Annotated in this window: 23 protein-coding genes and 1 tRNA gene; 16 read left to right on the forward strand and 8 right to left on the reverse strand. The window is 67.6% G+C overall.

Going from position 1 to position 24,104, the window contains the following annotated elements:
- Positions 1-22: 22 nt before the first annotated feature.
- Together OIM94_RS16285 and OIM94_RS16290 are read right to left on the reverse strand one after the other, a co-directional pair.
- A complete protein-coding gene (locus tag OIM94_RS16285) occupies positions 23-739 on the reverse strand; it encodes a carbon-nitrogen hydrolase family protein (protein WP_264607728.1) in 717 nt (238 codons plus the stop codon).
- A gap of 102 nt (positions 740-841) precedes the next feature.
- The gene (locus OIM94_RS16290; RefSeq protein ID WP_264607729.1) at positions 842-1,801 is read right to left on the reverse strand and encodes an alpha/beta hydrolase; all 960 of its coding nucleotides are present in this window, start codon (positions 1,799-1,801) and stop codon (positions 842-844) included.
- Between OIM94_RS16290 and OIM94_RS16295 the strand changes: the two genes are divergently transcribed.
- From OIM94_RS16295 to OIM94_RS16325, 7 genes are all read left to right on the forward strand, one after another.
- The gene (locus OIM94_RS16295) at positions 1,800-2,228 is read left to right on the forward strand and encodes a hypothetical protein (RefSeq protein WP_264607730.1); all 429 of its coding nucleotides are present in this window, start codon (positions 1,800-1,802) and stop codon (positions 2,226-2,228) included. The two genes, OIM94_RS16290 and OIM94_RS16295, sit on opposite strands and share 2 nt — an antisense overlap.
- Positions 2,229-2,367: 139 nt before the next feature.
- The gene (locus OIM94_RS16300; protein ID WP_264607731.1) at positions 2,368-4,860 is read left to right on the forward strand and encodes a TonB-dependent receptor; all 2,493 of its coding nucleotides are present in this window, start codon (positions 2,368-2,370) and stop codon (positions 4,858-4,860) included.
- The gene (locus OIM94_RS16305; protein WP_264607732.1) at positions 4,860-5,558 is read left to right on the forward strand and encodes a tetratricopeptide repeat protein; all 699 of its coding nucleotides are present in this window, start codon (positions 4,860-4,862) and stop codon (positions 5,556-5,558) included. The genes OIM94_RS16300 and OIM94_RS16305 overlap by 1 nt, the downstream gene beginning before the upstream one ends.
- Positions 5,552-6,235 carry a Fe2+-dependent dioxygenase gene (locus OIM94_RS16310; protein ID WP_264607733.1) on the forward strand — a complete coding sequence of 228 codons (684 nt, stop codon included), beginning with the start codon at positions 5,552-5,554 and terminating at the stop codon, positions 6,233-6,235. The genes OIM94_RS16305 and OIM94_RS16310 overlap by 7 nt, the downstream gene beginning before the upstream one ends.
- A gap of 39 nt (positions 6,236-6,274) precedes the next feature.
- Positions 6,275-6,607 (forward strand): GFA family protein, encoded by a 333-nt coding sequence (locus OIM94_RS16315; protein ID WP_264607734.1) that lies wholly within the window; start codon positions 6,275-6,277, stop codon positions 6,605-6,607.
- 49 nt (positions 6,608-6,656) lie between these two features.
- Positions 6,657-7,208, forward strand: coding sequence for an antibiotic biosynthesis monooxygenase (locus OIM94_RS16320; protein ID WP_264607735.1), 552 nt, complete (start codon positions 6,657-6,659; stop codon positions 7,206-7,208).
- A gap of 44 nt (positions 7,209-7,252) precedes the next feature.
- Positions 7,253-8,236: a hypothetical protein gene (locus tag OIM94_RS16325; protein ID WP_264607736.1), complete on the forward strand. Its 984-nt coding sequence runs from the start codon at positions 7,253-7,255 to the stop codon at positions 8,234-8,236.
- Positions 8,237-8,239: 3 nt separating this feature from the next.
- Here the strand turns inward: OIM94_RS16325 and cobS are convergent, their stop codons facing one another.
- Positions 8,240-9,244, reverse strand: a complete 1,005-nt coding sequence (cobS, locus tag OIM94_RS16330) for a cobaltochelatase subunit CobS (RefSeq protein ID WP_125972285.1) — start codon at positions 9,242-9,244, stop codon at positions 8,240-8,242.
- A gap of 76 nt (positions 9,245-9,320) precedes the next feature.
- The gene (locus OIM94_RS16335; protein ID WP_264607737.1) at positions 9,321-10,001 is read right to left on the reverse strand and encodes a winged helix-turn-helix transcriptional regulator; all 681 of its coding nucleotides are present in this window, start codon (positions 9,999-10,001) and stop codon (positions 9,321-9,323) included.
- Between the two features lie 75 nt (positions 10,002-10,076).
- On the opposite strand from OIM94_RS16335, the gene OIM94_RS16340 reads away from it, so the two are divergent.
- From OIM94_RS16340 to OIM94_RS16360, 5 genes are read left to right on the forward strand one after another with little or no spacing between them, the layout of a single operon-like run.
- Entirely contained in the window at positions 10,077-10,505 is a 429-nt protein-coding gene (locus tag OIM94_RS16340; protein WP_264607738.1) for a VOC family protein, read from the forward strand.
- 16 nt (positions 10,506-10,521) lie between these two features.
- The gene (locus OIM94_RS16345; protein WP_264607739.1) at positions 10,522-10,752 is read left to right on the forward strand and encodes a DUF4287 domain-containing protein; all 231 of its coding nucleotides are present in this window, start codon (positions 10,522-10,524) and stop codon (positions 10,750-10,752) included.
- A complete protein-coding gene (locus tag OIM94_RS16350) occupies positions 10,745-11,128 on the forward strand; it encodes a DUF1428 domain-containing protein (RefSeq protein ID WP_319801131.1) in 384 nt (127 codons plus the stop codon). Before OIM94_RS16345 ends, OIM94_RS16350 begins: the two co-directional genes overlap by 8 nt.
- A gap of 17 nt (positions 11,129-11,145) precedes the next feature.
- Positions 11,146-11,925 (forward strand): VOC family protein, encoded by a 780-nt coding sequence (locus OIM94_RS16355; protein WP_264607740.1) that lies wholly within the window; start codon positions 11,146-11,148, stop codon positions 11,923-11,925.
- A 2-nt stretch (positions 11,926-11,927) separates the two neighbouring features.
- Positions 11,928-12,395 carry an SRPBCC family protein gene (locus OIM94_RS16360; RefSeq protein ID WP_264607741.1) on the forward strand — a complete coding sequence of 156 codons (468 nt, stop codon included), beginning with the start codon at positions 11,928-11,930 and terminating at the stop codon, positions 12,393-12,395.
- An 18-nt stretch (positions 12,396-12,413) separates the two neighbouring features.
- Here OIM94_RS16360 and OIM94_RS16365 read toward each other — a convergent pair whose 3' ends face one another.
- Positions 12,414-12,953, reverse strand: a complete 540-nt coding sequence (locus tag OIM94_RS16365; RefSeq protein ID WP_264607742.1) for a J domain-containing protein — start codon at positions 12,951-12,953, stop codon at positions 12,414-12,416.
- 107 nt (positions 12,954-13,060) lie between these two features.
- On the opposite strand from OIM94_RS16365, the gene OIM94_RS16370 reads away from it, so the two are divergent.
- From OIM94_RS16370 to OIM94_RS16380, 3 genes are all read left to right on the forward strand, one after another.
- The gene (locus tag OIM94_RS16370; protein WP_264607743.1) at positions 13,061-13,345 is read left to right on the forward strand and encodes a BolA family protein; all 285 of its coding nucleotides are present in this window, start codon (positions 13,061-13,063) and stop codon (positions 13,343-13,345) included.
- Positions 13,342-13,800: an NUDIX hydrolase gene (locus tag OIM94_RS16375; RefSeq protein WP_264607744.1), complete on the forward strand. Its 459-nt coding sequence runs from the start codon at positions 13,342-13,344 to the stop codon at positions 13,798-13,800. The genes OIM94_RS16370 and OIM94_RS16375 overlap by 4 nt, the downstream gene beginning before the upstream one ends.
- 162 nt (positions 13,801-13,962) lie before the next feature.
- The gene (locus tag OIM94_RS16380; RefSeq protein ID WP_264607745.1) at positions 13,963-14,886 is read left to right on the forward strand and encodes a glycosyl hydrolase family 18 protein; all 924 of its coding nucleotides are present in this window, start codon (positions 13,963-13,965) and stop codon (positions 14,884-14,886) included.
- 54 nt (positions 14,887-14,940) lie between these two features.
- Here the strand turns inward: OIM94_RS16380 and OIM94_RS16385 are convergent, their stop codons facing one another.
- A complete protein-coding gene (locus OIM94_RS16385; RefSeq protein WP_264607746.1) occupies positions 14,941-19,563 on the reverse strand; it encodes an NAD-glutamate dehydrogenase in 4,623 nt (1,540 codons plus the stop codon).
- 89 nt (positions 19,564-19,652) lie between these two features.
- Positions 19,653-20,924 (reverse strand): hypothetical protein, encoded by a 1,272-nt coding sequence (locus OIM94_RS16390; RefSeq protein WP_264607747.1) that lies wholly within the window; start codon positions 20,922-20,924, stop codon positions 19,653-19,655.
- Between the two features lie 239 nt (positions 20,925-21,163).
- Between OIM94_RS16390 and OIM94_RS16395 the strand changes: the two genes are divergently transcribed.
- Positions 21,164-21,239, forward strand: a tRNA-Thr gene (locus tag OIM94_RS16395).
- 433 nt (positions 21,240-21,672) lie between these two features.
- Here the strand turns inward: OIM94_RS16395 and OIM94_RS16400 are convergent.
- A complete protein-coding gene (locus OIM94_RS16400; RefSeq protein ID WP_264607748.1) occupies positions 21,673-24,018 on the reverse strand; it encodes a S9 family peptidase in 2,346 nt (781 codons plus the stop codon).
- Positions 24,019-24,104 lie beyond the last annotated feature (86 nt).

Genomic DNA, 24,104 nt, shown 5'->3' on the forward strand with positions numbered 1-24,104 from the left:
TCGTCGGCGCTCGGAGGCTGCGCTACGACAGATCGTGCAGGATCGCGCCGCATTGCATCTCCGGCACACGCGCGACGACCGTTCCGTCCGGCGCGACGAGGGCGGTGCAGCCATAGCTGAGGCGATCGCCCGACCTTCCGGCTACGTCCGACGAGACCACCCAGCATCCGGTCTGACGGGCGCGCGCGATCAGGTTTTCCAGGCTCTTCGTGCGCCAGCGTTCGGCGGTTTCCGGCCGCAGCACGTTGTTCAGCGGATACAGGATCAGATCCGCGCCCCCAGCCGCCAGCCGGGCGGCGGCCTCCGGATGGTTGGCATCGTTGCAGACGTTGATGCCATAGCGTCTCTCCGACCGCTGGAAGGTCGGAAAGGCTTGGCCCGCGGTTACGCCCGGCTCGTTGGGATGCGCCTTCGCATAGCGCCCCGCGATGCGCCCGCCCTCGATCACCAGGGCGCTGTTCAGCATGGCGCCGTCCACCAGTTCGAAGGCGCCGACGACCAGGGTGGTCGGGAACGCCGCCACCTCGCGGCACAGTTGGGGCAGCGCCGTGTCGCTTGCCCGCGCAGCCCGCGCCCGGATCACTTCGCCATCATAGCTGTGGCCGAGCAGAAACGCCTCGGGGAAAAGGATCAGGTCGACGCCCGCCTGCGCTGCCCAGTGCAACCGGTCGACGATCTGGGCGCAAGCGGCCGCCGCGTCATCGGCAAGGGGAAAACACTGAACGCTGGCGATCCGCAAGATGACAGCCCCTGTTGCCGAACCCGGCCGGCCATGCGGGGTGGATGCTTCCGCGGCAAGGGCGGGCGTGCGGAATCGTCATCGGCATGCCCGCCCCCGATATCAGGCCCCGGCCTTGATCCAGTCGTGCATGGTCATCCAGCGGACGAACTCGTCGAACCAGCCGGTGCTGGTGGTCGTCTTGGGATACATGCCGAACCCGTGGCCGCCCTGTTCGAACAGGTGGAATTCCACCGGGCGCTTGGCGGCGCGCCAGCTGTCGATCAGCCCGAAGCCTGCATTGCCGAACAGCGGATCGTCCGCTGCCAGCGCCACGAACAGCGGCGGCGCGTCGGCCGGAACGTCGAACGTGCTGAGCGGCCCGTAGATCGTGCCGATAAAGGCGGGCTTGGCATCCTGGCCGTCCAGCGTCGTCGCCAGCGTCAGCATCGCGCCCGCCGAGAAGCCGACCATGCCGATGCGATCGGGCCGGACATGCCACTCGGCGGCACGCTTGCGCACCAGTGCGAAGGCCGCGCGCGCATCGGCCACCTGCGTCGCGATGCCGGCCATCATCGCCTTGGGGTCCACCCGGGGCGGACCACCGGCGCCGCCCGCGAACCGCGCCTTCATCGCCGCCTCGTACCCGGCCAGATCCTGCGGCGTCTGGTTCAGCCGGTATTTGAGCACGAACGCGGCGACGCCGTGTGCGGCGAGCGCCTTGGCAACGTCCCAGCCTTCATTCTGCATCGACAGCGAGGTGAAGCCGCCCCCGGGAGCGACGATCACCGCCGTGCCGTTCGCCTTGGCGGGATCGGGAAGAAAGGGCGTGAGCGTCGCCGCGGTAACGTTGCGCGCGAAGACGCTGCCATATTGGCTGTGCCAGCTTTCAGATGCGGACGCGCCCGGCAGCGGACCGGTGCCGAGCGGGATGGCGCCGGGCTGTGCGGGCGTAGCGATCGCGTTCATCTTGTCGTTTTGCGCCAGCGCCGGGGTGGCGGCCAGAATCAGCGTCGACAGGGCGAGGCCCCGCCGCAAGATCCGGCCCAGTCCGGCAAGCGCGCCTGGAGTGCGCTGCTGCATGCTCCTCTCCTCCTGGTTTGTAGTTAGCGTTACCATCATTCCCGAAACGCCGCACCTTGTCCACCGGCAGGTGCCTGCCCGGCGCGCTGAACTGGATGCGATTTTCCGCGTTACCGAGAGCGTGTTCGCGCATGTTCCCCTTGCTATTGCCCTCCAGTCGGCAACCGTACTGCTCGCTCGGCTGCTCGGGGTGGGAATGGTGCAAGGCGCCTGGTTGGGCGCGTTCTGCGCCATCGCGGTGTGCGTCGCTCGGGAGATCACGCAACGCGAGTATCAATGGATCGAGCGTCACGGCGGCGGCCTGCGGCGCAACATGCCCCTGTTCGCCGGCTATCGATTCTGGGAGTGGAACCGGCACTCGAAGCGCGAAACTCTGGGCGGGGTGCTGTTGGTGTGCGCGATTGCGACCCTCGCGACGCTTGTATGACCTATAAGGAAAAGGGAACACTGCCCGGGCCACGACGCGGCCCGGGAAGATTTTCTGCAAACCGCTCGCATTAGCGTTGACTCTGCGAGGCGCTCGCAATAGCAGGCCCGTAACAATAATGCCTCGGGGGTATCCTGCGTTGCGTTCCTCTTCTCCTGCGTCGTCTTCCCGCCTTCCCGCCTTTCTCGCGCTCGCCTGTGTAGGCTTTGTCGCCACCGCGCCCGCCCATGCCGATTCCGACGGCACGGGATCGGATCCCGACGATCAGGACCGGATCGTCGTCAACGGCCAGCGCGCCGCCGAGCAGGTGGGCCCCAAGGCGGTGGCGCCGGTAGTCAATACGCCGCGCTCAGTGGTGGTGCTCACCGACGAGATCATCAACCAGACCGGCTCGACCACGCTGGCCGATGCGCTGCGCACCGTGCCCGGCATCACCTTCGGCGCGGCCGAGGGCGGCAATCCGATCGGCGATCGTCCCTTCATCCGCGGCTTTGACAGCCAGGGCTCGACCTTCGTCGACGGCGTGCGTGACATCGGCGCGCAGACCCGCGAGGTGTTCGCCACCGATCGCGTCCAGATCGTCCGCGGCTCGGATTCGACGCTGGGCGGCCGCGGCAGCGCCGGCGGTTCGATCAACATCATCTCGAAGCTGCCGGTTGCCGGCAACTTCGTCTCGGGCTCGGCGAGCGTCGGGACCGCCAATTTCCGCCGCTTCACGCTGGACGTGAACGAGCGGGTCACGGACAAGATCGGCGTTCGCATCGCCGGCATGTTCCACGATCAAGATGTCGCCGGCCGCGATGCGATCTGGAACCGCCGCTGGGGCATCGCGCCCTCGATCACGCTCGGCATGGGCACCGACACGCGTCTCACCGCCGCCTATTACTATACCGAAAGCCACGAACTGCCCGACAGCGGCATTCCCTTCCGCTACACGCTGGCCAACGCGCCGGGTACCGGCACGATCTACAGCGAGCCGGTGATGGGCAGCTTCACCACCATGGGTGGGCAGACCGGGACGGTTTCGCGGTCCGCTTTCTACGGCGTGGCCAGCCGCGATTTCCGCGATACGCAGGTCCACCAGGCGACCCTGCGCGCCGAGCATGACTTTGGCGGCGTCACGCTGCGCAACACTGCGCGCTACGGCTATACCAACCAGTCCTACATCTTCACGCTGCCGGACGACAGCCAGGGCAATATCTACGGCACGGCCACGGCCAACCCGACGACCGGCCAGGCGGGCGCGCGCGGCGACGTGCTCACCGGCGGCTATGTCTGGCGTCGCGGCAACACGCGCTACGGCTATACCGAGACGCTGACCAACCAGACCGATCTGTTCGGCACGTTCAAGACCGGCGGTATCGAGCACAGCTTCTCGACGGGCGTCGAGATCAGCTGGGAAAAGGCGCGACGGGGCGCCCTGGTTTCGGCGAATGGGTCCACGATCAGCCCGCGCTGCAACAGTGCGACGATCGCTCGCTTCTATTGCGCCAGCGTGTTCAACCCGAACCCGAACGATGCGTGGGTGAACTACGCCAGCGACACCTCCACGACGCCGACCGCGATCGTGAAGGGCGCGCCGATCACCGAGACGCAGAATGACGCGCACACGGTGTCGGTCTATGGCTTCGATTCGATCACGCTGGTGCCGCAGCTGATCCTGAACCTCGGCGTGCGCTACGATCATTTCGAATCGACCGTCACCCCCGGCCAGGCGGCGACCGCGACCAGCACCTTCAGCCTGAGCAAGACCAACAACCTGTTCAACTGGCAGGCCGGCCTGGTCTTCAAGCCGACGAAGAACACCAGCCTCTACGCCAGCTATGCCACCGCTGCGACCCCGCCGAACAGCCTGCTCGGGGAAGGGCAGGAGGGCAATGCGCTCGGCACCACCAACACCACCACCGCCCTCGCGCTGCTCGACAGCCTGAAGGTGGAAAAGACCAAGTCCTATGAGATCGGTGCCAAGGCCAACCTGTTCCGCGAGCAACTCGCGCTGGGCCTGGCACTGTTCCAGACGGACACCGACAATGCCCGTGTCACCAGCGCGGACAACACCGTGGAGTTTGTCGGCAAGCGTCGGATCCGCGGCGTGGAGCTGACCTTCAACGGCAACGTCACCAAGTGGCTGACCGTGTTCGGCGGCTATACCCACCTCGATCCGAAGATCGTCGATGGCGGCTTCACCGCGCTCACGGCGGCGGCGGTCGGCACCCAGGCGGCCAAGACGGTGCTCGTCCCCTCGGTCAACACCGGGCGCCAGGCGACCCAGACCGCCAGGGACAGCTTCACCCTGTCGGCCAACATCAAGCCGACGCGTCGGTTCAGCTTCGGCGGCGGCGCCTATTATATGAGCCGGGTGTTCGGGGGCTATCAGGACAACCGCACCGCTACCCAGAATGCGGCGGGCGTGGTGACGGTCAGTCCGGCCACCAAGCTTCTGGTGCGCACCGTGCCCTCGTACTGGCGCTTCGATGCGCAGGCGGGCTATCAGCTGACCGACAAGATCCGGATCAGCGCCAACATCCAGAACCTTACCGACAAGACCTATTACACCCAGGCCTATACTTCGCACTATGCGACGATCGCGCCGGGCCGTTCGGCCTTCGCGACGCTGAACGTAAAGTTCTGATGCGCGTCTCGCTCGACGCCCTCAGCGCCGACGATATCGCCGCCCGCCTCTCCGGTACGCCGGAGGCGCGGGCGGCGTTGATTCGGGAGGGGGCCGAGGCCGGCATCGCCGAGGCGCAGGCGGTGTGGGGGCAGATGTTGCTCGACCAGGGCCGCAAAGCGGAGGCATTCGACTGGTTCGGCCGCGCCGCCCGCGCGGGGGATCTGATGGCGCTCAACATGCTCGGGCGCTGCTATGATCTCGGCTGGGGCGTGGGCATCGACAAGGTGCGTGCCGCCGAATGCTTTCGCGTCGCGGCTGAACGCGGGCTCGACTGGGGCATGTACAATTACGCGACGGCGCTCGCGCTCGGCGAAGGCTTGACCGAGGACAAGGCCACCGCGCTCGCCTGGTTCGAAAAGGCCGCGGCGACGGGCAATGCCAAGGCGATCAACTATGTCGGCAGCTTCCACGAGGATGGCTGGGTGGTGCCGCAAGACATGGCCAGGGCCGCAGACTGCTATGCCCGCGCGGCCGAGGGCGGCGACTTCCGCGGCGCGTTCAACCATGCCCGCATGCTGGCGGGCGAGGGGCTGCTGGAGACGGCGGCGCACTGGCTGACCCGCTGCCGCGAAACCGCGACCCCGGCCTTTGTCGAAAAGGCCCGCGACTGGCTCCGCCGCTCGCCCTGGCCGGAGCTGGAGTCCCACCTGTGCTGATCCCCATTCCCGACCTGCTGAGCGCCGCCGAAGTGGCGCAGATCCGCGACATCATCGATGCGGCGGAATGGGTCGACGGCAACGTCACTTCGGGTGCGCAATCGGCGCTCGCCAAGCGCAACGAACAGCTGCCCGAAGGCGGCGAGGCGCACCGCAAGGCCGGCGCGATCATCCTCGATGCGCTCGCCCGCTCGCCGCTGTTCGTGGCGGCCGCGCTGCCGCTCAAGGTCTTCCCGCCGCTGTTCAACCGCTATGCCGGCGGGCAGGCGTTCGGCACTCATGTCGACAATGCCATCCGCATCCAGCGCGGCAGCGACTTCCGCATCCGCTCCGACCTGTCGATGACCGTGTTCCTCGAGCCGCCCGAAGCCTATGACGGCGGCGAACTGCGGATCGAGGGGCTGTTCGGCGAGCAGAGCGTCAAGCTGCCGGCGGGGCACGCGATCCTCTACCCTTCGTCCAGCCTTCACCGGGTGGAGCCGGTGACGCGTGGCGCGCGGACGTCGAGCTTCTTCTGGCTCCAGTCGATGGTGCGCGACGACGGCGAACGGCGGATCCTGTTCGATCTCGACCGCTCGATCCAGGCGCTGGCTACAGCGCTCGGGCAGGGGCACGACGAGGTGGTGGCACTGACCGGCGTCTATCATAATCTGCTGCGCCGCTGGGCCGACGCCTAGGACACTCGCCGCGCGCGGCGCGATGGGGTACATGGGGGCATGCCCGTGCAAGGAAGCTGCCACTGCGGCCGTGTCCGCCTCGAGGTGCCCCATGCACCCGCCTGGGTGGCGGACTGCAACTGCTCGCTCTGCCGCCGCACCGCATGGCGTACCGCATATTACCCGCCCGAGCAGGTGCGCGTCAGCGGGGAGACGGTCGCCTATGTCTGGGGCGATCGGCTGATCGGGATCCATCACTGTCCGGCCTGCGGGTGCGGTACGCACTGGGCGACGCTGGGCGAGGATTTCGGCAAGATGGGCGTCAATGCGCGTTTGCTGGACGGGTTCGACAAGGCGTCGGTCGAGGTACGGACATTCGACAACGCCGGCTGAGGCTTGCTTGAAGGGGCAACGCGATCGGCGGTGGCGGCGTTGAGGCGCCATGCCCGCCGATCCGCCGCAAACCGCCACCGTCGTCACCAGCCGCGCGATCCGCGCGGGGCACGAACAGGAGTTCGAAGCCTGGGTGGAGACGTTGCAACGGCTGGCACGGACTGCGCCGGGCTATCGCGCCGCGATACGGCTCGGCCAGACCGCCGGGTTCCAGCATTTGCTGTTCCGCTTCGACGATCAGGCGCGCGCCGACGCCTGGCACGACAGCCCCGCGGTCCGCGCCCATGTTGCGATCGCCGATGGCTGGTCGACGGCGCGACGCCAGATCCAGTCGGGCGATCGCATCGCCTTCGATCTGCCCAGCGACGCCAGCGCCAGTAAGTGGAAGCGGTTCATCACCACGTGGCTCGCCGTGTTTCCGGTGCTGCTGGTGTTCAGCGCCGCGACGCGAACACTGCTTCACCAGGCGCCACTTCCGCTCCAGCTGCTGCCGTCGTCGCTCCTGCTGACCGCAACCCTGCAATGGATCATCCTGCCCCGCCTGCAACGCTACACGCGCTTCTGGCTGCTTCAGGACCGCTCGGGGCGACTGCAGACCTGAGCTGCGGCAATGTGCTAAGGCCTTGCCACCTCGGGGGAAGGCCGATGACCGCCACGCCGCTTGCACACCGCCGTTCGCGCCTTTGGATACGGCTTCTGCCGATTGCCATGGTCGCCCTCGCCGGATGGGCGGTGCGAACGCCGCTCGCACTCGCGCACCCGCTGCCTGCCGGGTTGCTGTTCCTGTGGATCGCGAGCGACAGCCGGCTGCTCTCGCTGATTGCCCGCACGCCGCGCCGCCGGCCTGGGGCACGGAAGATTGTCGCGGGGCTGGCCTTGGCGATCTTCGCCGTGCTCGTGGCCGCGCCGTCCGCCATTCGGGACGCGCTGCTCGGTCTGCCGATGCTTGCCGGCGCGATGGCATCGGTGGTCGCGGTCCACCTGGCATGGGCGGCGGCGGCGGCATGGCGCACGCTCCGCCACCCGGGAGAGGCGCGGTGGATCGCCGCCCTGTCCGAACTTCTTCCCGCGCCGCTGCTACGTCTCGCGGCGGCGGAACTCCGCCTGTTGCATCTGGGGCTGTTTCGCTGGGGCGCGGCGCCCGAGGTGCCCGCGGGCTGCCAGGGTTTCGCCTATCATCGGCACCTGACGCCGATGGCGATCACGTTGCTGGTGCTGCAGGGCATCGAAATGGCGATCCACCACCTGCTGCTCGCGCATTGGAGCGCATTTGCCGCCTATGTGCTGTTCGTGGTGAGCGATGTCGGACTGATCTACATGATCGCGCTGATCAAGTCGTTCCGCCTGTATCCGGTACTGCTGACACCCGACGGGGTGCGGGTGCGTACCGGACTGCTGATCGACCGCTTCGTGCCCTATGAGACGATCGCAGGTCTCGAGACCGCGTTCAACGCGGCGCAGGTAAAGAATCGGGAGACGCTCAACGCCGGGCTGCTTGCCTGGCCCAACCTCATCCTGCGGCTGCACGAGCCGTTTCCCGGACGCCGCCCGCGCCGCGCCATCGCCTTCCGCCTGGACGATCCCGAGCCGTTTGTCCGCGCGTTGCGCTGGCGGCTCGGGACCCGCTAGGGCTCAGGCCCGGCCGACCACGCTCTCCGGCAGATCCTTGCCGAACACGCGCTGGTAATATTCTGCCACCTGCGCCCGCTCGGCGTCGTCGCACTTGTTCAGGAACGACAGGCGGAAGGCGAAGCCGACATCGCCGAAGATCAGCGCGTTCTGCGCCCAGGTGATCACGGTACGCGGGCTCATCACCGTCGAGATGTCGCCGTTGATGAAGCCGCGGCGGGTGAGCTCGGCCACGCGGACCATGTTCTCCACCGTCTCCTTGCCGCCCGGCTTGTCATATTCGCCGGACTTGGCGAGCACGATCCGCGCTTCGGTCGCGGCGGGCAGATAGTTGAGCGTTACGACGATGTTCCAGCGGTCCATCTGGCCCTGGTTGATCTGCTGGGTGCCGTGATACAGGCCGCTGGTATCGCCCAGGCCCACCGTGTTGGCGGTGGCGAACAGGCGGAACCAAGGGCTCGGGCGGATCACCCGGTTCTGGTCGAGCAGGGTCAGCTTGCCCTCGGTCTCCAGTACGCGCTGGATCACGAACATCACGTCCGGGCGGCCCGCGTCATATTCGTCGAACACCAACGCCGTCGGGGTCTGCAGCGCCCAGGGCAGCAGGCCTTCGCGGAACTCGGTGATCTGCTGGCCGTCCTTGAGGACGATCGCGTCGCGGCCGATCAGGTCGATGCGGCTGATATGCGCGTCGAGGTTGATGCGGATGCACGGCCAGTTCAGCCGCGCCGCCACCTGTTCGATATGGCTCGACTTGCCGGTGCCGTGATAGCCCTGGATCATCACGCGGCGGTTGTGCGCGAAGCCGGCCAGTACCGCGAGGGTGGTATCGGGATCGAACACATAGGCGGGGTCGAGATCCGGCACGCGCTCGTCCGCCTCGCTGAACGCGGGGACTTCCATGTCGATGTCGATCCCGAACAGGTCGCGCACCTTCACCATCTTGTCGGGCGCGTCGAGGATCGTGGAATCCCGGCTGTCGGGCAGGGTGTTGGGGATATCGGCCATCGTCTTGAATCCTTCAGTCCGCACGGGACCTAGAGGCTTGTTTGCCGCACTGCAACCGCATGTCCCAGTGTGCAGGTCAGGCGGCTATCTTGGGCGGCAGCAGGAACAACGTGGCAAAGTCAGCCGCACGAGCGACGTTTCCCTCCACGCTGAATCTGCCGGCGGACAACGCAAGGCCAAGCGGCATGGTGCCGAACAACACGGGCAGGAAATCATTGGGTTCGCCCACGAATACCGCCTCGGCACCGGCGAGCAGGCCGCGCGTGATCCCCAGGCTGCCGTTCCCGACCGTCACGCGATAGGTCTCGTCGCCCAGCCGGAAGCCGATTGTCCCCGCCCAACCTTCGGCCTTGTCCGGCAACAACAGCATGCGCAGAGCCAGCATCAGCGACACGCGCGAGAAGGGCTGGCTGGGATCATGGCGGGGCGAGCGCAGCGCCCAGCGACCCATCGCCAGCACCACGGGCGCGGCCTCATAGCCCCAGGGCGTCAGCGCATAGACCTGCACGCTCGCGGGCGGCGGCAGCTTCTCGCGCACGACGATGCCGTCCGCCTCCAGCCCTGCCAGTCGCTGGGTGAGAACATTGGCGCTCAGCCCCGGCAGCCCGGCGCGGATTTCGCCGAAACGCCGCGGGCCCAGCAGCAGTTCGCGGATGATGAGCAACGCCCAGCGCTCGCCGACGAACTCCAGCGCCAGTGCAGTGCCGCACGCATCCGCGTAGCGCCGTTTAATAGTGGTTATATTTTCTAACTTCACGGTTGTTTTTTAGGACCGGGCGATGCACGAATCAAGCAGGCGGCGACTCAGCGAAGCCCGCCGGGGAGAGCAATGATGGTGCAGCCGGTATTCGTGAACCTGCCTGTCGCGGATGTGCCGCGCGCCACTGCCTTCTACGAAGCGATCGGCTGCACGATGAACCGGCAGTTCAGCGGCCCCACCGCCAGCGCGATGGTCTGGTCCGGGGCGCTCACCTTCATGCTGCTCCACCGCGACTTCTTCCGGACCTTTACTCCGCGTGCCGTCGCCGATGCGACCGCGGTGACAGAGGTGCTGATCGCGCTGCCGCTGAATGATCGCGCTGCGGTCGACGCGCTGGTCGACACGGCGGCTTCGAGCGGCGGATCGGGGGATCTCCGGCCGGTGCAGGACATGGGCTTCATGTACGGTCGCACCTTCACCGATCCCGACGGGCATGTGTTCGAGCCGTTTTACATGGACATGGCCGCCGCCGCCACCGCGATGGCGCCCGCGGAAGCCTGAGCGGACGAGGGCAGCCGTGTCGTTTCAAGCCTATCTCGACAATATCCAGGCCAAGACCGGGCAGAGCCCCGGCGACTTTCGCGCCTATGCCGCGGAGAAGGGATGGACCGACGCCGGCCGCCTTCGCGGCGACCTCAAGGCCGGGACGATCGTCGCCGATCTGAAGGAGCGGTTCGGGCTCGGCCATGGCCACGCCATGGCGATCGTCGCGCTGCTCAAGGGCGCCAAACGCGAGGGCGATGCCTGACCGGAAGGAGCAAGGACCGATGGCCTATCTCGACGGATATGTGATCCCGGTGCCCGAGGCCGAAAAGGACGCCTATCGCGCGCTGGCAGACGATGCGGCAGCGCTGTTCCTCCGGTTCGGCGCGGTTCGGGTGCTGGAGGGCTGGGGCGAGGACGTGCCGCACGGCACGGCCACCGACTTCTACCGGGCGACGCTGGCGGAGGCGGGAGAGGCGGTGGTGTTCGCCTGGGTGCTGTGGCCGGACAAGGCGACGCGCGATGCCGGCTGGGGCAAGCTGATGGAAGCGCCCGAGATGCAGGGGCGGACCATGCCGTTCGACGGCAAGCGCATGTTCTGGGGCGGATTCGAACCGATCGTCGATCGTGGCGACGGCTGAATGCAGGGGAGAGCGGCATGACGAACCGGCAGGGCGAAATCATCTGGTATGAACTGATGACGCAGGACGCGGATCGCGCCGCGGCCTTCTACGGGTCAGTACTTGGCTGGCAGGTGGGCGCTGCCATGCCGGGCGGCCCCGATTATCGGATGCTCGGGGCGGCCGATGGCCATGCCGGCGGCATGCTCCAGCTCGACGATGCGATGCGCGCGGCAGGGGCCAGCCCGACCTGGCTGGCCTATTTCGGCGTGGACGATGTCGATGCGAGCGTCGCGGCGATCCTGGCGGAAGGGGGCAAGGTGCTGGTGCCTGGCTGGGATGCACCCGGTGTCGGCCGCATCGCGATGGTCACCGACCCGCAGGGCATTCCCTTCTACGTGATGCGCGGCGCCACCGAGGGGGCGACCAGTAGCGTCTATCAGCGGCACGGCCTCGGCCATGTCGGCTGGAACGAACTCTACGCGCCGGACGCCGACGGGGCGCTCGGCTTCTATCATCGCCAGTTCGGCCTCACCCGGATGGGCGGCATGCCGATGGGTGCGCTGGGCGAATACAGCTTCATCGGCCATGACGGCGGCGACCCGATGGGGGCGATCATGGGCTGCCCCCCGGGGGCCAAGCCCGGCTGGAGCTTCTATTTCCGGGTCGAGGATGTCGACGCGGCCAAGGGCAGGGTGGAAGGTGCCGGCGGGACCGTGGTCAACGGGCCGATGGACGTGCCGGGCGGGGAGCGCGTGCTCCAGGCGGTGGATCCGGATGGCGCGCTGTTCGGCCTGTTGAGCGGGGCTGGGGCGTAGGCATGGGTGAAACGCGCGAATTGTCGGTCGAGCGGCTGATCGATGCGCCCGTCGAGGCGTGCTGGCGTGCCTTCTCCGAACATTTCGAGGAATGGTGGTGCCCGCGGCCTTGGACCACCGAGGTGATCGAGCAGGATCTGCGGCCCGGCGGCCGAACCGCCATCGTCATGCGCGGCCCGAACGGCGAGGAGCAGCGGCTGGAAGGCGTGTTTCTGGAGGTCGTGCCGGGGCGTCGCGTGGTTTCCACGGATGCGTTCCGGTTCGGGTGGATCCCGCAGGCGCCGTTCATGGTCGGTACCTGGTCCTTCGAGCCCGACGGCGCGCGAACGCGCTACCGAGCGAGTGCACGCCACTGGACGCAGGAGAGCTGCGATGCGCATCGCGCGATGGGCTTCGAGCAAGGCTGGTCTGCCGTTGCCGAGCAACTGGAGGCTGTGGCACGACGCCTGGACTCCGAAGGGCGTGCCTGATCGCGCGCGGCGCCGCCCTCAAGCGAACGCTGCCGATCCCTTCAACTGCTGATACGCCGCGATCACCCGTTGCAGCCGCGCCTCATGGCTGCGGTCCCCGCCATTGCGATCCGGGTGAAATCTGCGGACCAGTTCCGAATAGCGCTTCCGGAGTGCGGTGCGGTCGCAGTCGATCTCCAGGTCGAGCACCTTCAGTGCATCGCGATCCGCACCCGAAAGCGGCCTTCCGTCCTTGCGCTCGCCGCGATCCTTCATCCGGTCGCGATAGCGCGCACCGATCGCATCCAGCGGATCGGCGAAATCGGCCCAGCGCGGCGGCACGTCGGGATTGGCGCTGAACACGCGCGTCTCGCGTTCCCAGCCGGCGATCGGGCGCTGCGCCTCGTGGATCTCGTCCGGGCTCATGCCCGCGAAGAAGTTGTAGCCCGAATTGAACGCGCGGACATGGTCCAGGCACAGCCAGCGAAACGGCGGCGGCCCGTCGAAGCTGCTGCGCGCGCCCTCCAGCGGGGGCGCCCGAAACTCGCCGGGAGCGTTGCAGCCCGGCTGTGCGCACAACCTTCCCTCCGCTTCCACGCGACCGTGGAAACGGGCATTCGGACGATCCCTTCTCGGCTGATGGCTAGCCACGCGACTCCCTCGAACAAACCGCCTATATAGGCGCGATGACCGACCTCGCCACTGGCCCTCTGGGCGATCTGATCGCCGATCGCCTGCGCACCGCGCTCGCCCCGTCGCACCTTCATGTCAGCAACGACAGCGCCCAGCATCGCGGGCATCTGGGGGACGACGGCACGGGCGAAAGCCATTTCACCGTCACCATCGAGAGCCCCGAATTCGCCGGGCTGAACCGTGTCGCCCGCCAGCGCAAGGTGAACCATGCGCTCGCCGACCTGCTCGCCACCCGTATCCACGCGCTGGCGATCAAGGCGACGGCGCCGGGCGAGTGACGTCGCGTATCGCCCGCCCGGCGGCGCGGATCCTGCTGCTCGACAAAGACAGTCGGGTGCTGCTGTTCCGGTTCGATCCCAGCGACCGACCGCCCTTCTGGTGCACGCCGGGCGGCGCGGTGGATCCGGGCGAAGGCTATGCCGATGCAGCGCGCCGCGAGCTGTGGGAGGAGACCGGCATTCGCGCCGATACGGGGCCGGAGGTTGCACAGCGCATCGTCGAGTTCGTGACCATCGAAGGCGTGCCGGTCTGGGCAGACGAGCGCTATTTCCTCGTCCGCACCGATGCAGAGGCGATCGACACCGCAGGCCATACGGCGCTCGAGCAGCGGGTGATGCGCGGCTGGCGCTGGTTCACGCGCGACGAGATCCCCGGCCATGCCGAGCCGATCTTCCCGGAAGACCTGGTGGAAATGCTGGACCGGCTGGCCGCATGGATAGCGCCCGCACGGTAGAAGTCGTCTCCAAAATGGCGGCAAATGCTGAATCATGGCCTGGATCAAAGCCTTGCTTTGTCGGGCGTAAATTTCCCCATCCTGCGAGGCAGCGGTACACTCCTCGCCGCATCGATCGAGAATTTTCGCGATGCGATGCGAGAAAAACAGGAGAGGATTGCCATGGCAGGGGATGCTGCATCATTGCCACAACGGAACGTCATCTACGTTCAAGGGCCCTATTACAACTTCAATTCGAGCGGACAGCCGATCGTCTACTCGACCAACGCGTCGCCGCCGGTGCCAGAGACGCCGGTGCAATATTGGACGCCCGTGCTGGCGGTGCCGGCATCGGTGTTCATTCTCTGCTTCGGGCATTTCAACGCCAAGGGGGCGACCGGGCAGCAGGATTGGGGGCTGGTGATCAACAACGTCGCCGCGACCGACCCGTCCATGGCCGCGGCGATGGCGCCGGTGAAGGCGGCCGCGGCCAACGGCGCCACGTTCCTGCTGTCGATCGGTGGTGCCGACAACCCCGACGACTGGACCCATATCGGCAGCGCGCCTGACATTTGTGCCGCCGAGGTCGCCGCGTTCCTGACGGCCTATGGCCTGAACGGTGTCGATATCGACATGGAAAATTCGGCCAACCCAGGCGCGGTTGCCGCTTTCCTCGCCGATCTCGCCGCGCGCGTGCCGGGGCTGATCGTCTCGGGATCGCCGATGCTGTCGCAGATGCAGACCCACAGTTTCTTCCCCGAGCTGCTGGCGGCGAGCGGCTATGCCTATCCGCAATGGTTCAACGTGCAATATTATCAATATTGCGAAACGCCGAGCCTCGGCTCCTTCGAGGCCAATCTGGCACTCATCGCCGGATGGTATGGCACGCATCGGCCGGCGGCTGTCGGTGACGCGGTGGTGATCGGCGTCGCGCCGACACAGTGCGGCGGGCAGGAATCGGTAGCGAAGGTGCTCGCCGCGGCGGCGGCGATTGCCGCGGCCGAAGCCAATTGGGGCGGCTTTGCGTGGTGGAACTATCCCGAGCTCGTGCCGCCGTCGCTCACGGCGCTGCGCCAGCCCGAGGCGAGCACCGCAGAGCCCGTCTGAACCGACGAGCGGGAAGGCCCGCCGCCCTCTCCAAGAGAGGGCGGCGGGTTCCGGTCATTCGCGGCCGAGCAGCACCCGGGCCTGTCCCGCAATCTGCGCGAGCATCGCAGCGTTGGGCACCGCGGACTGGCGGGCACGCCGCACCAACGCGCTGAACTGGTCGACGCGTGCGCGGTGCTCGGCGAGCCACGCATCCACCGTGGCCTGCGGATCCTGCCCCTCGACGCGACCCAGGAAGTCGAGTCGCAGCTGCTGGAAATCGCGCGCGAGGCCGGCGATCAGCAGGCGCTCCCACACATCGCCGGTGGTGATCCGCGCGGCCGTCGCCTGGGCCCAGTCGAGGCCCAGCGCCTGTCCCAGCGCGGTGAACGCGCGGGTGAGCACCAGCTCGTCGATGCCGCGGCGCTGGCCGAGATCGGCAAGGCCGATACAGCCGTCCAGCTCGAACACATGCACCACCTGGTCCACCAGCTCGCGCGGCGCGCCGGCGGCAGTGAGCTTGCCGCAGATCCGGTCGGCCTGCGCGCGCACCTCGGTGAGCATCAGGCCCTTGGCCTCGCGGCCCAGTGCCTGGATGCCCGGGCGCAGGCGCTCGATCACCTCCGCCGGGCTCGCGCCGGGCCGGGTGATGCGCAGCAGGTCGGCAATCTGGCCGCGCACTGCCACCGCAAGCTCGTCGAGCAGTGCGACGCGGGCGCCTTCGCTGATCTCGGCGGTTTCCACCGCTTCCCACAGCGCCGGCAGGCCGAGCAGCTGTTCGGCGACCACGAACATCGCGGCGATGTCGCGCATCGCGGCGCCTTCTTCCTCGGCCAGTTCGAACGGGTGCAGCACGCCCAGGCGGTTGACCACCCGGTTCGCCAGCTTGGTCGCAACGATTTCGCTGCGCAGGCGATGCTCGTCGATCGCCTTGCCGAACCGCTCCTGCATCGCCTTCGGGAAGGCAGCGTGGAGATCGCCGACCAGCGCCGGATCATGGCCGAGATCGCCCTTTTCGATCGCGTCCTGCAGCGCCAGCTTGGCCGAGGCGAGCAGCACCGCCAGTTCCGGCCGGGTGAGCCCGCGGCCTTCCTGGGCACGGCGCAGCAGATCCTCGTTCGAGCCGAGCCCTTCGACGCCGCGGTCGAGCCGGCCGCTGGATTCGAGGATCTCGATCACCCGCACATAGCTGGGCAGGTCGAGCGCGCCGTCATTCTCCATGAAAGAGAGCGCCAGGGTCTGGAGGCGGTTGTCTTCCAGCACCAGGTGCGACACGTCGTCGGTCATCGAGGCGAGCAGCGTGTTGCGGTCCTCGAAGGCCAGGCGGCCCTCGATCATCTCGCGGTTGAGCGCGATCTTGATGTTGACCTCGTTGTCCGAGCAATCGACGCCGGCCGAATTGTCGATGAAGTCGGTGTTGAGACGGCCGCCGTTCCGCGCGAACGCGATGCGCGCCGCCTGGGTGACGCCCAGATTGGCGCCTTCGCCGACCACCTGCGCGCGCACCTGCTCGGCATTGATGCGGATGCGGTCGTTGGCGGGATCCCCCACCTCGCCGTTGCTCTCGCTCGCCGCCTTCAGATAGGTGCCGATGCCGCCGAACCAGAGGAGCCCGACGCGGGCCTTGAGGATCGCGATCATCAGCCCGTTGGGATCGATGCTGTCGACGTCGAGATCGAGCAGCGCCTTCACCTGCGGGCTGAGCGGGATCGACTTCTCGGTGCGCGGGAACACGCCGCCGCCCTCGGAAATCAGCGCCGGATTATAGTCTGCCCAGCTGGAACGCGGCAGCGCGAACATGCGGGCGCGCTCCTCCCAGCTGGTCGAGGGATCCGGGTTGGGATCGAGGAAGATGTGGCGATGGTCGAATGCGGCGACCAGCCGGATCGCCTTGGACAGGAGCATGCCGTTGCCGAACACGTCGCCCGACATGTCGCCCACGCCCGCCACGGTCACCGGCTCCGTCTGGATGTCGGTGCCCATTTCCAGGAAGTGGCGGCGTACCGACACCCACGCGCCCTTGGCGGTGATGCCCATTGCCTTGTGGTCGTAGCCGACGCTGCCGCCCGAGGCGAAGGCGTCGCCCAGCCAGAAGTTGCGCTCGATGGCCAGCGCGTTCGCAACGTCGGAGAAGGTCGCCGTGCCCTTGTCGGCGGCGACGACGAAATAGGGGTCCTCGCCGTCCAGCACCGTCACGCCCTGCGGGTGGACGACCTCGCCCGATACGATGTTGTCGGTGATCGACAGCAGCGCGCGGATGAAAATGCGGTAGCTTTCGGTACCCTCGGCCAGCCACGCATCGCGATCGAGGGCGGGGCTGGGCAGGTGCTTCGGATAGAAGCCGCCCTTCGCGCCGGTCGGCACGATCACTGCGTTCTTCACGCGCTGCGCCTTCATCAGGCCCAGGATCTCGGTGCGGAAGTCGTCGCGGCGATCGGACCAGCGCAGGCCGCCGCGCGCGACCGGACCGGCGCGTAAGTGGATGCCCTCGACGCGCGGGCTGTAGACCCAGATCTCGCGCCAGGGGAGCGGCGCCGGCAGGCCCGGCACCTTGGCGGAATCGAGCTTGAACGCCAGCGCCTCGGCGCCCGCGGGCGCATAGGCGTTGGTGCGCAGCGTCGCCAGCACCACGCCCTTGAACAGGCGCAGGATGCGGTCGTCGTCGATCGCCGAAACCTGGGCAAGGCCGGCGTCGATGGTCTTTTCTGCCAGGTCGACGGCTTCCTCGTCGTCGGCGCGGGCAGGGTTGTGCGCCGCCTCGAACCGCTCGACCAGGGCAAGTGCCACCAGCGGCGCGCGGCGAAGCGCGTCGACCACGGTGCCGAGGCCGTAGAGCATGCCGGTCTGGCGGAGATAACGGAACCAGGCGCGCAGCAGTACCACCGCGTCCGGCGTGATGCCCGCTTCGACGATCAGGCGGTTGAACAAGTCGTTCTCCGCCCGGCCTTCGAGCACCGCAGCGATGGCGGCCTCGACGATCGCCGGGTCGCGGTCCAGCATGTCGCTGCGGTTCGCCGGTTCCACCTTGAAATCGTGGATGAAGGCGCCGTTGGTCAGCTCGGTCGGCACTTCCTCGAGCACGCGGAAGCCGAAATTCTCGAACGCCGGCACCGCGTCCGACAGTGCGAGCGCGCCGCCCAGGCGGTAGAGCTTGATCCGGTACTTGCCCGGTTCCTCGCGCAGCGGCACGATCCGCACGGAACGGGCATGCTCGTCCTCCAGCCCGCCGATCCGCACCATGTCCTGCGCAGCTTCCTCGGGCGTGTGGGTGAGGCGGTAGACGTCCGGGAAGGCGTTGGCGAGGCGCAGCGACAGGCGCGCCGCGCCGCTGCCGGCCAGCTCGTTGAGGCAGGCTTCCACCGCCGGCGCCCAGCCGCGCACCATGCGGGCGATGCGCGCGTCGAGCTCGGCCTCGTCCGGCATGGTCGTGTCGCCGCGCAGGTCGAGCGTGTAGCGCAGTTGCGCCAGCACGCCGTCTTCCAGCGCAATCGACCAGTTGATCATCTTGGCGTGCGCCGCCTCGGTCAGCATGGTGCCGATCGTCTCGCGGTGGCCGGCGGCGACCTGCTCGCGCGGCAGCCAGACAAAGGCGAACAGGTGGCGGCCCAGCGTGGACCGCACCAGCACCAGCTTCGAGCGCGGACGGTCCGCGACCGACATGGCGGTGAGCACCAGGCTTTCCAGCGCCTCGAGGTCGAACGCGGTGGTCAGGTCGTGCGGGAGGCCGGTCAGCGCGTGCGTCATCGCCTTGCCGGTATGGCCGGCCGGATCGAAGCCGAACTTCGATTCGAGCATCTCGATGCGCCCGCGCAGCATCGGCACCATCGCCGGGGGCGTATTGAGGGCCTGGCTCGTCCACAGGCCATAGTGGATCGAAAGCCCGGTCACGTCCTGGCCTGTCATGATCGGCGTCACGACGATGTCCAGCGGCACGCGGCGGTGCACGGTGGAGGTAGCGTTGGACTTGAGGAGCAGCGGAATCTCGCCGCCCATCTCGAAATAATCGACCGCGAGGCGGCGCGAGGTATCCGCGAGCAGCGGGACCTCATGGGTGTAGCGGGCAAGACCGATCTGGTCGCTGCTTTCGCCGCCGATGGTCCATTTCTCATGGCCGAGCAGCGTCATCGCATCGTCGGCAAACCAGCGGAGCAGCGCTTCGCCTTCGCGCGAGGGCACGCGGGCGCCGTCGATCGACATCGCCTGCTGCAGCGGCCGCCAGTCCGACACCACGTCGCGAGCATGTTCCAGCACGCGCTCGATCTCGCTGGTCAGCGCGCGGCGGGTGCGGGCGTCGGCGCGCTCCATCTCGATGTAGATCATCGACTCGGGCGAGGCATCCTTCGCCTTCTCGCCGATGTCGGTGACGAGGCCCGCGGAGTCGCGCTCGATCGGGAGGATCGGGTGGATGATGCGGAAGATGCCGAGATCGAAAGCGGCGATCGCCCCGGCGATCGAATCGACCAGGAACGGCATGTCGTCGTTGATCACGGCGAGCCGCATCTTTCGACTGGCATCGTCCTGATAGGTTTCGAGATTGAGCCGCACGGTACGCGGCGGGCGCTCTGCCGCCGTCTCCGCGACGAACCGCGCGACTTCCGTCCGCTCGGCGTCGTCCAGTCCTTCCAGCTCTCCGGGTAGCGCGCCTTCGAAGATCCGATCCTCAAAAGCCTGCATGATCTTTTTTTCTAGGTTCTTCATGGGGTGGGCTATGCTCCCGTGCGGAAGGCACCTCAAGTCTGGAAAAACCGGGAGGAATGGCGCAGAAGCGCCCTCCGCCGACGCGCGATTCAGCCGGCGGCCCTGCGTACGGCGCGGTCGGTAAGCGCAGCATCGTCTTCCAGGCGCGCGACGATATCCAGTCCCTGTGCCCCCGCGCGGGCGAGCAGCAGTACAAATTCCGACTCGCCTGCGTGGAGGTCCACCCGCGCCAGCGGCGTGCGCTGGCGCAGCATGTCGGTGGCGCGGGACAGCGCGGCGGGGCGGCGATCCTGCGCCAGCGTGGCGCGAAGCTCGCGCTCTGCCTGCACCACGCCCTTGATGCCGCCGGGCGTGATCTCGAGAAAGGCGTCCAGCCCGCCGGCGGGCACCGCCAGTCGCCGCGCATGGGTTAGCACGGTCGCGAACTCGGCCAGCCGGGTCTTGTCATAGTCGGCGCCGAAGATGAGCTTGACGATCGGCGTCATCGGCGCACGCGCCTGCGCGGTCAGCCCGGCCTCGGCGAGGAGCGCCGCGTAGCCCGCGCCATCCTGGGCGGTCGCGAGCGCGAAGCCATAGGCGCGATCGAGCGCCCGGTAGAGCGCCGCGCGTCCGCGCACGTCCGACGCCCGTGCCGCCGCGGCCGACTCGCGCGCGAGCATCAGCTGGTCGGCCAGCGGCGAGAGCATCTCGGTATGCGGCAGATCGGCGCTGGCCGGCGCTTCGAGCCCGGCGCTAGGCCCATCCGCCCAGACCGACTGGACTGGCGGCGCAGGCGGCGGGGAGGTGCGGCGTGCGGCCTCGATCTCCGCATCGAGCTGCGCCTGAAGCGCGGGATCGACGACTTCCTTCCAGTTGATCACGCCGTAGATGAAGTCGATCTTCTCCGGGCTCGAGGCGAAGGGCATCAGGATGCCGCGATAGAACATCTGATGGCCGCGCTGGCCGACGAACTCGGCCTCGAAGCCGATCGGCGCGCGGTTGGCGATGATCTGGAGATAATGGTCGGTGAGTCGCGAGAGGAGCGAGCGGCTGGGTACCTCGCCAACCCGCGCGATCGCGCCCTCGATCCCGCATTCCGCGCGCAGCGCGGTGCCGAGATAGCGGATCGCCGGATCTTCGATGCCGTCGCTGAAGTCGAGAAGGACGCTGTTGGGGCCGAAGTCGGCGATGTTCTCGGGGTCGAGATCCTGAATCGCGGGATACGGGCGTCCGCGCAGCAGCGCGACCCAGTGGTTGTACGCACGGACATGCATGCGGCGCTCGTCGCCGCCGATGGCCACGGGGCGCTCGTCGATCGCCTCGTCGGCGGCGGGTGCGGGCTCCGAGTCGGCCGGAGAGGGAATGCCGCGAGCCATGTTCATGCGAATGCTCCACTGCGGGCACTGCCCGAAAACGCTGATCCGGCGCGTTGTGCAGGCTCCATGGTAAATGGCGCGTAAAAGCGGGCAGCGGGAAACGCCGGAGGCGCACGGCGCGAAGGCGCGCGCGGCTTGCGCGGCGAAGAAAGTACGGCGGAGATGACAGGAGGTGCTTGCCAGCACCAAAAACCACTGGTAAGCGCGCCGTCCTCCGGGCAAGCCAGCGCCCGGCAGCACCGTGTGCCGCTTTAGCTCAGCTGGTAGAGCATCGCATTCGTAATGCGGGGGTCACAGGTTCGAGTCCTGTAAGCGGCACCATCCCTCTCAGAAGCAAACTCGCCGAGCCCTTGCGGAAGGGGCTTTCCCGTGGGTCCGGCGTGGGTCCTTTGTGGGAAGGCTTTGGGAAGCAGTTTTGCCACCGGTATGGATTCTGCTTGATCGCCGCTCTGCTGGGTTTCGAGCCCGGGCACCGTCGAGCAGGCGGTGCGCCTTGCCATAGGGGAGCACCTGGTGGCGGGCAACGACGGCGGCGCGATCGTCCTCTGGCGCCGCACCGGCCGGGGCGGGTGCGCGTCAGCCCAGGAATGGAAATCGGATGCCATTACGGCAACCTGTGCGCGCATCCGCGGTGCCGAGGGGCCTTCGCGTGTCCATATCGCGTCGCGCCTGGGCTATTGCCCTCCCGCAGCCCCTCGAACCGCAGCGCTCGCCGCAGTCCGGGGGGCTTCGCGCACCTGTCGGTTGCGCGGCGTCAGTTTCCGGCGCCGGGCCGCCCGATCCGGAATTCCCTGGGCGGCGCCGCGCCCAGCAGGTTCTCGACGAAATAGTCCCAGCGACGCCGCATCATGTAATTGGACTGGTCGCCATAGCCGTGGTGCGCGCGCGGGAAGAGGACGAGGTCGAAGTCCTTGTTGGCCTTCTGCAGCGCATCCACCACCAGCAGCGTTGCGGAAACGGGCACGTTGTCGTCGAGCATGCCGTGCGCCAGCATCAGCTTGCCCTTCAGGTTCTTGGCGATGTCCTGATTGGCCTGCAGGTCATAGTTCGTCTTGTCGCCGGTACGCTCCAGAAGGCCGAGATACTTCTCGTAGAAATCGTCCTCATAGTTGCGATTGTCGTGATTGCCGCTTTCGGCGATCCCGACCTTGAAGAAGTCGGGATAGAGGAACATCGCCGCCGCCGTCGCATTGCCGCCGCCCGAATGGCCCCAGATGCCGACCCGGCTTAGGTCCATCCACGGGTTCCGCGCGGCAAGATCCCGGATGCCGGTGACCTGATCGGGAACGGCCTGCTTGCCCATGTCGCGGTAATAGAAGTCCTGGAAGGTCTTCGAACGACGCGGCGTGCCCATCCCGTCGATCTCGACAACCGCAAAGCCCAGCTGCGTCAGCGCGCCTGCGTCCCCCATCGCCGGCGAGAATTGCCGCGAGGCGATCGTCCCCATGAACGGGCCCGGGTAAATATAGTCGATGACCGGATATTTGCGCTGCGGATCGAGCGCCGCCGGCTTGAACAGCAGGCCGTGGCACAGCGTCTTGCCGTCGCTGCACGTGACGGCGATGCTCTCCGGCGGCTGCCAACCGCCTGCCCGCAGCCGCGTCGCGTCGCCCTTCGCCAGCGGCGCGACGACTACGCCGTCGGCGCGGCGCAGCACGGCGGTCTGGGGTTCCTGCGGCGTCGAGTAGATGTCGACGAAATAGCGCCCGTCGCTCGACGGGATCGCGATATGGTCCTGCTTCTCGGGGGTCAGCAGCCTGGGTTTGCCGCCCTTCAGGTCGATCGCGTAGATGCTGCGATAATAAGGATCCGCGCCCGTCTCCCGCCCGACGGCGGCGACCAGCATCTTGCCCGTGCGCTCGTCGATATGGACCGCATGGTCGACATTCCACTGCCCCTGCGTGACCTGTCGGATCAGCTTGCCCGTGGCTGCGCTGTAGAGATAATAATGGCCCCAGTCGTCGCGCTGCGACCACCAAAGGATCTCGCCGCGCTCCGAGAGATAGCGCCAGTTGATCTCTTCGTCATTGTACCCGCTGTCGAACCAGGTCGGCACGGTCTCGGTGAACAGGTCGCGCACCGCGCCGCTGGTGGCATCGGCGATGCGCACCGTCTCCACCTTGTGATCGCGCGACGTGGAGACGAAGGCGAGCGTCTTGCCGTCCTTCGCCCATTGCATGTCCTGCGCCCCTGCACCGCACACGACATCGTCGCACAGCGACGAGCGATGCGGATCCGCGGGCATCTTCAGGCGAAGGACCTGCGCCGTGTCGGCGTCGACGATGACACGCTGGATCTGGATGATCTCCTTGTCGCCGACGAACGGGTATTTCCAGGTCTCGACGCGCGAATGGCCAACCTGCGTCGTCGTGATCGAGAAGTCGGCCACGGCGCGCTGATCCTGCTGGAAGGTCGCCAGCTTCTTGGAGTCCGGCGACCAGATGACGATTGCCTGGTCGGAATGCTTCCAGCCCGCATTGTCCGTCGCGTAGCCGAAATCCTTCACGCCGTCCGTGGTCAGCTGCCGCTCCGCGCCGGTGCGGACGTCGCGGACCCAGAGGTTCCAGTCGCGCACAAAGGCCGCACGCTTGCCGTCGGGTGAGAGGACGGCGCCCGCCGGGCCTCGCTGGGCAAGATAGCCTGCAACCTGGCCGCCGTTCGGCGCCGCGGCTTCCTTGCAGCCATAAGGCTGGACCAGGGCGCATTCATAGCGCTTGCCGGCGACCGTCAGGATCGCGGTGTTCTTGGCGAGATCGGGTTCGAAGCCCTGGACGGCGAGCTTGGCTGCGTCGCGCTCTTTCAGTCCGGCGGCGTTGAGCGACGCCAGCAGCGCGGTCCTGTCGAAGGCGGGGGTCTTCGTCCCCTTGGTTGCATCGCCGAGCATGATCGTCGGCACCCCGTGATCGGTGTCGACGTACCAGAAGTGCCGCGCGTCGATCCAGTGCGCCGTGCGCACGGCGTGATCGACCAGGGGCGCCGTCCACGGACCCAGCTGGTGCATGGCGCGGGTATAGTCTGCCTCCGTCAGCGTCGGCCGTTGTTGCGCCAGCGCCGTGCTGGCGGACAGGGAAGCCAAGAGGCAGCAGGCGATCAGGCGCATCGGGAGACTTTCCGCAGGAGAGGGGTCGGCAGTCCGCAGGAAGGCTGGCCCAAGGTTCGTCATTCCCCGTCGCCCCCCACGCGACC

Source organism: Sphingomonas sp. R1, from assembly GCF_025960285.1.
Taxonomy (GTDB): Bacteria; Pseudomonadota; Alphaproteobacteria; order Sphingomonadales; family Sphingomonadaceae; genus Sphingomonas.

Coding starts and splice junctions, on each gene's coding strand:
- OIM94_RS16390 (WP_264607747.1), bottom strand. CDS start 20,924: ATGAACATGGCTCGCGGCATTCCCTCTCCGGCCGACTCGGAGCCCGCA.
- OIM94_RS16370 (WP_264607743.1), top strand. CDS start 13,061: ATGACCGACCTCGCCACTGGCCCTCTGGGCGATCTGATCGCCGATCGC.
- cobS (WP_125972285.1), bottom strand. CDS start 9,244: ATGGCCGATATCCCCAACACCCTGCCCGACAGCCGGGATTCCACGATC.
- OIM94_RS16355 (WP_264607740.1), top strand. CDS start 11,146: ATGACGAACCGGCAGGGCGAAATCATCTGGTATGAACTGATGACGCAG.
- OIM94_RS16325 (WP_264607736.1), top strand. CDS start 7,253: ATGACCGCCACGCCGCTTGCACACCGCCGTTCGCGCCTTTGGATACGG.
- OIM94_RS16350 (WP_319801131.1), top strand. CDS start 10,745: ATGCCTGACCGGAAGGAGCAAGGACCGATGGCCTATCTCGACGGATAT.
- OIM94_RS16360 (WP_264607741.1), top strand. CDS start 11,928: ATGGGTGAAACGCGCGAATTGTCGGTCGAGCGGCTGATCGATGCGCCC.
- OIM94_RS16320 (WP_264607735.1), top strand. CDS start 6,657: ATGCCCGCCGATCCGCCGCAAACCGCCACCGTCGTCACCAGCCGCGCG.
- OIM94_RS16315 (WP_264607734.1), top strand. CDS start 6,275: ATGCCCGTGCAAGGAAGCTGCCACTGCGGCCGTGTCCGCCTCGAGGTG.
- OIM94_RS16400 (WP_264607748.1), bottom strand. CDS start 24,018: ATGCGCCTGATCGCCTGCTGCCTCTTGGCTTCCCTGTCCGCCAGCACG.
- OIM94_RS16380 (WP_264607745.1), top strand. CDS start 13,963: ATGGCAGGGGATGCTGCATCATTGCCACAACGGAACGTCATCTACGTT.
- OIM94_RS16385 (WP_264607746.1), bottom strand. CDS start 19,563: ATGAAGAACCTAGAAAAAAAGATCATGCAGGCTTTTGAGGATCGGATC.
- OIM94_RS16290 (WP_264607729.1), bottom strand. CDS start 1,801: ATGCAGCAGCGCACTCCAGGCGCGCTTGCCGGACTGGGCCGGATCTTG.
- OIM94_RS16295 (WP_264607730.1), top strand. CDS start 1,800: ATGCTCCTCTCCTCCTGGTTTGTAGTTAGCGTTACCATCATTCCCGAA.
- OIM94_RS16305 (WP_264607732.1), top strand. CDS start 4,860: ATGCGCGTCTCGCTCGACGCCCTCAGCGCCGACGATATCGCCGCCCGC.
- OIM94_RS16340 (WP_264607738.1), top strand. CDS start 10,077: ATGGTGCAGCCGGTATTCGTGAACCTGCCTGTCGCGGATGTGCCGCGC.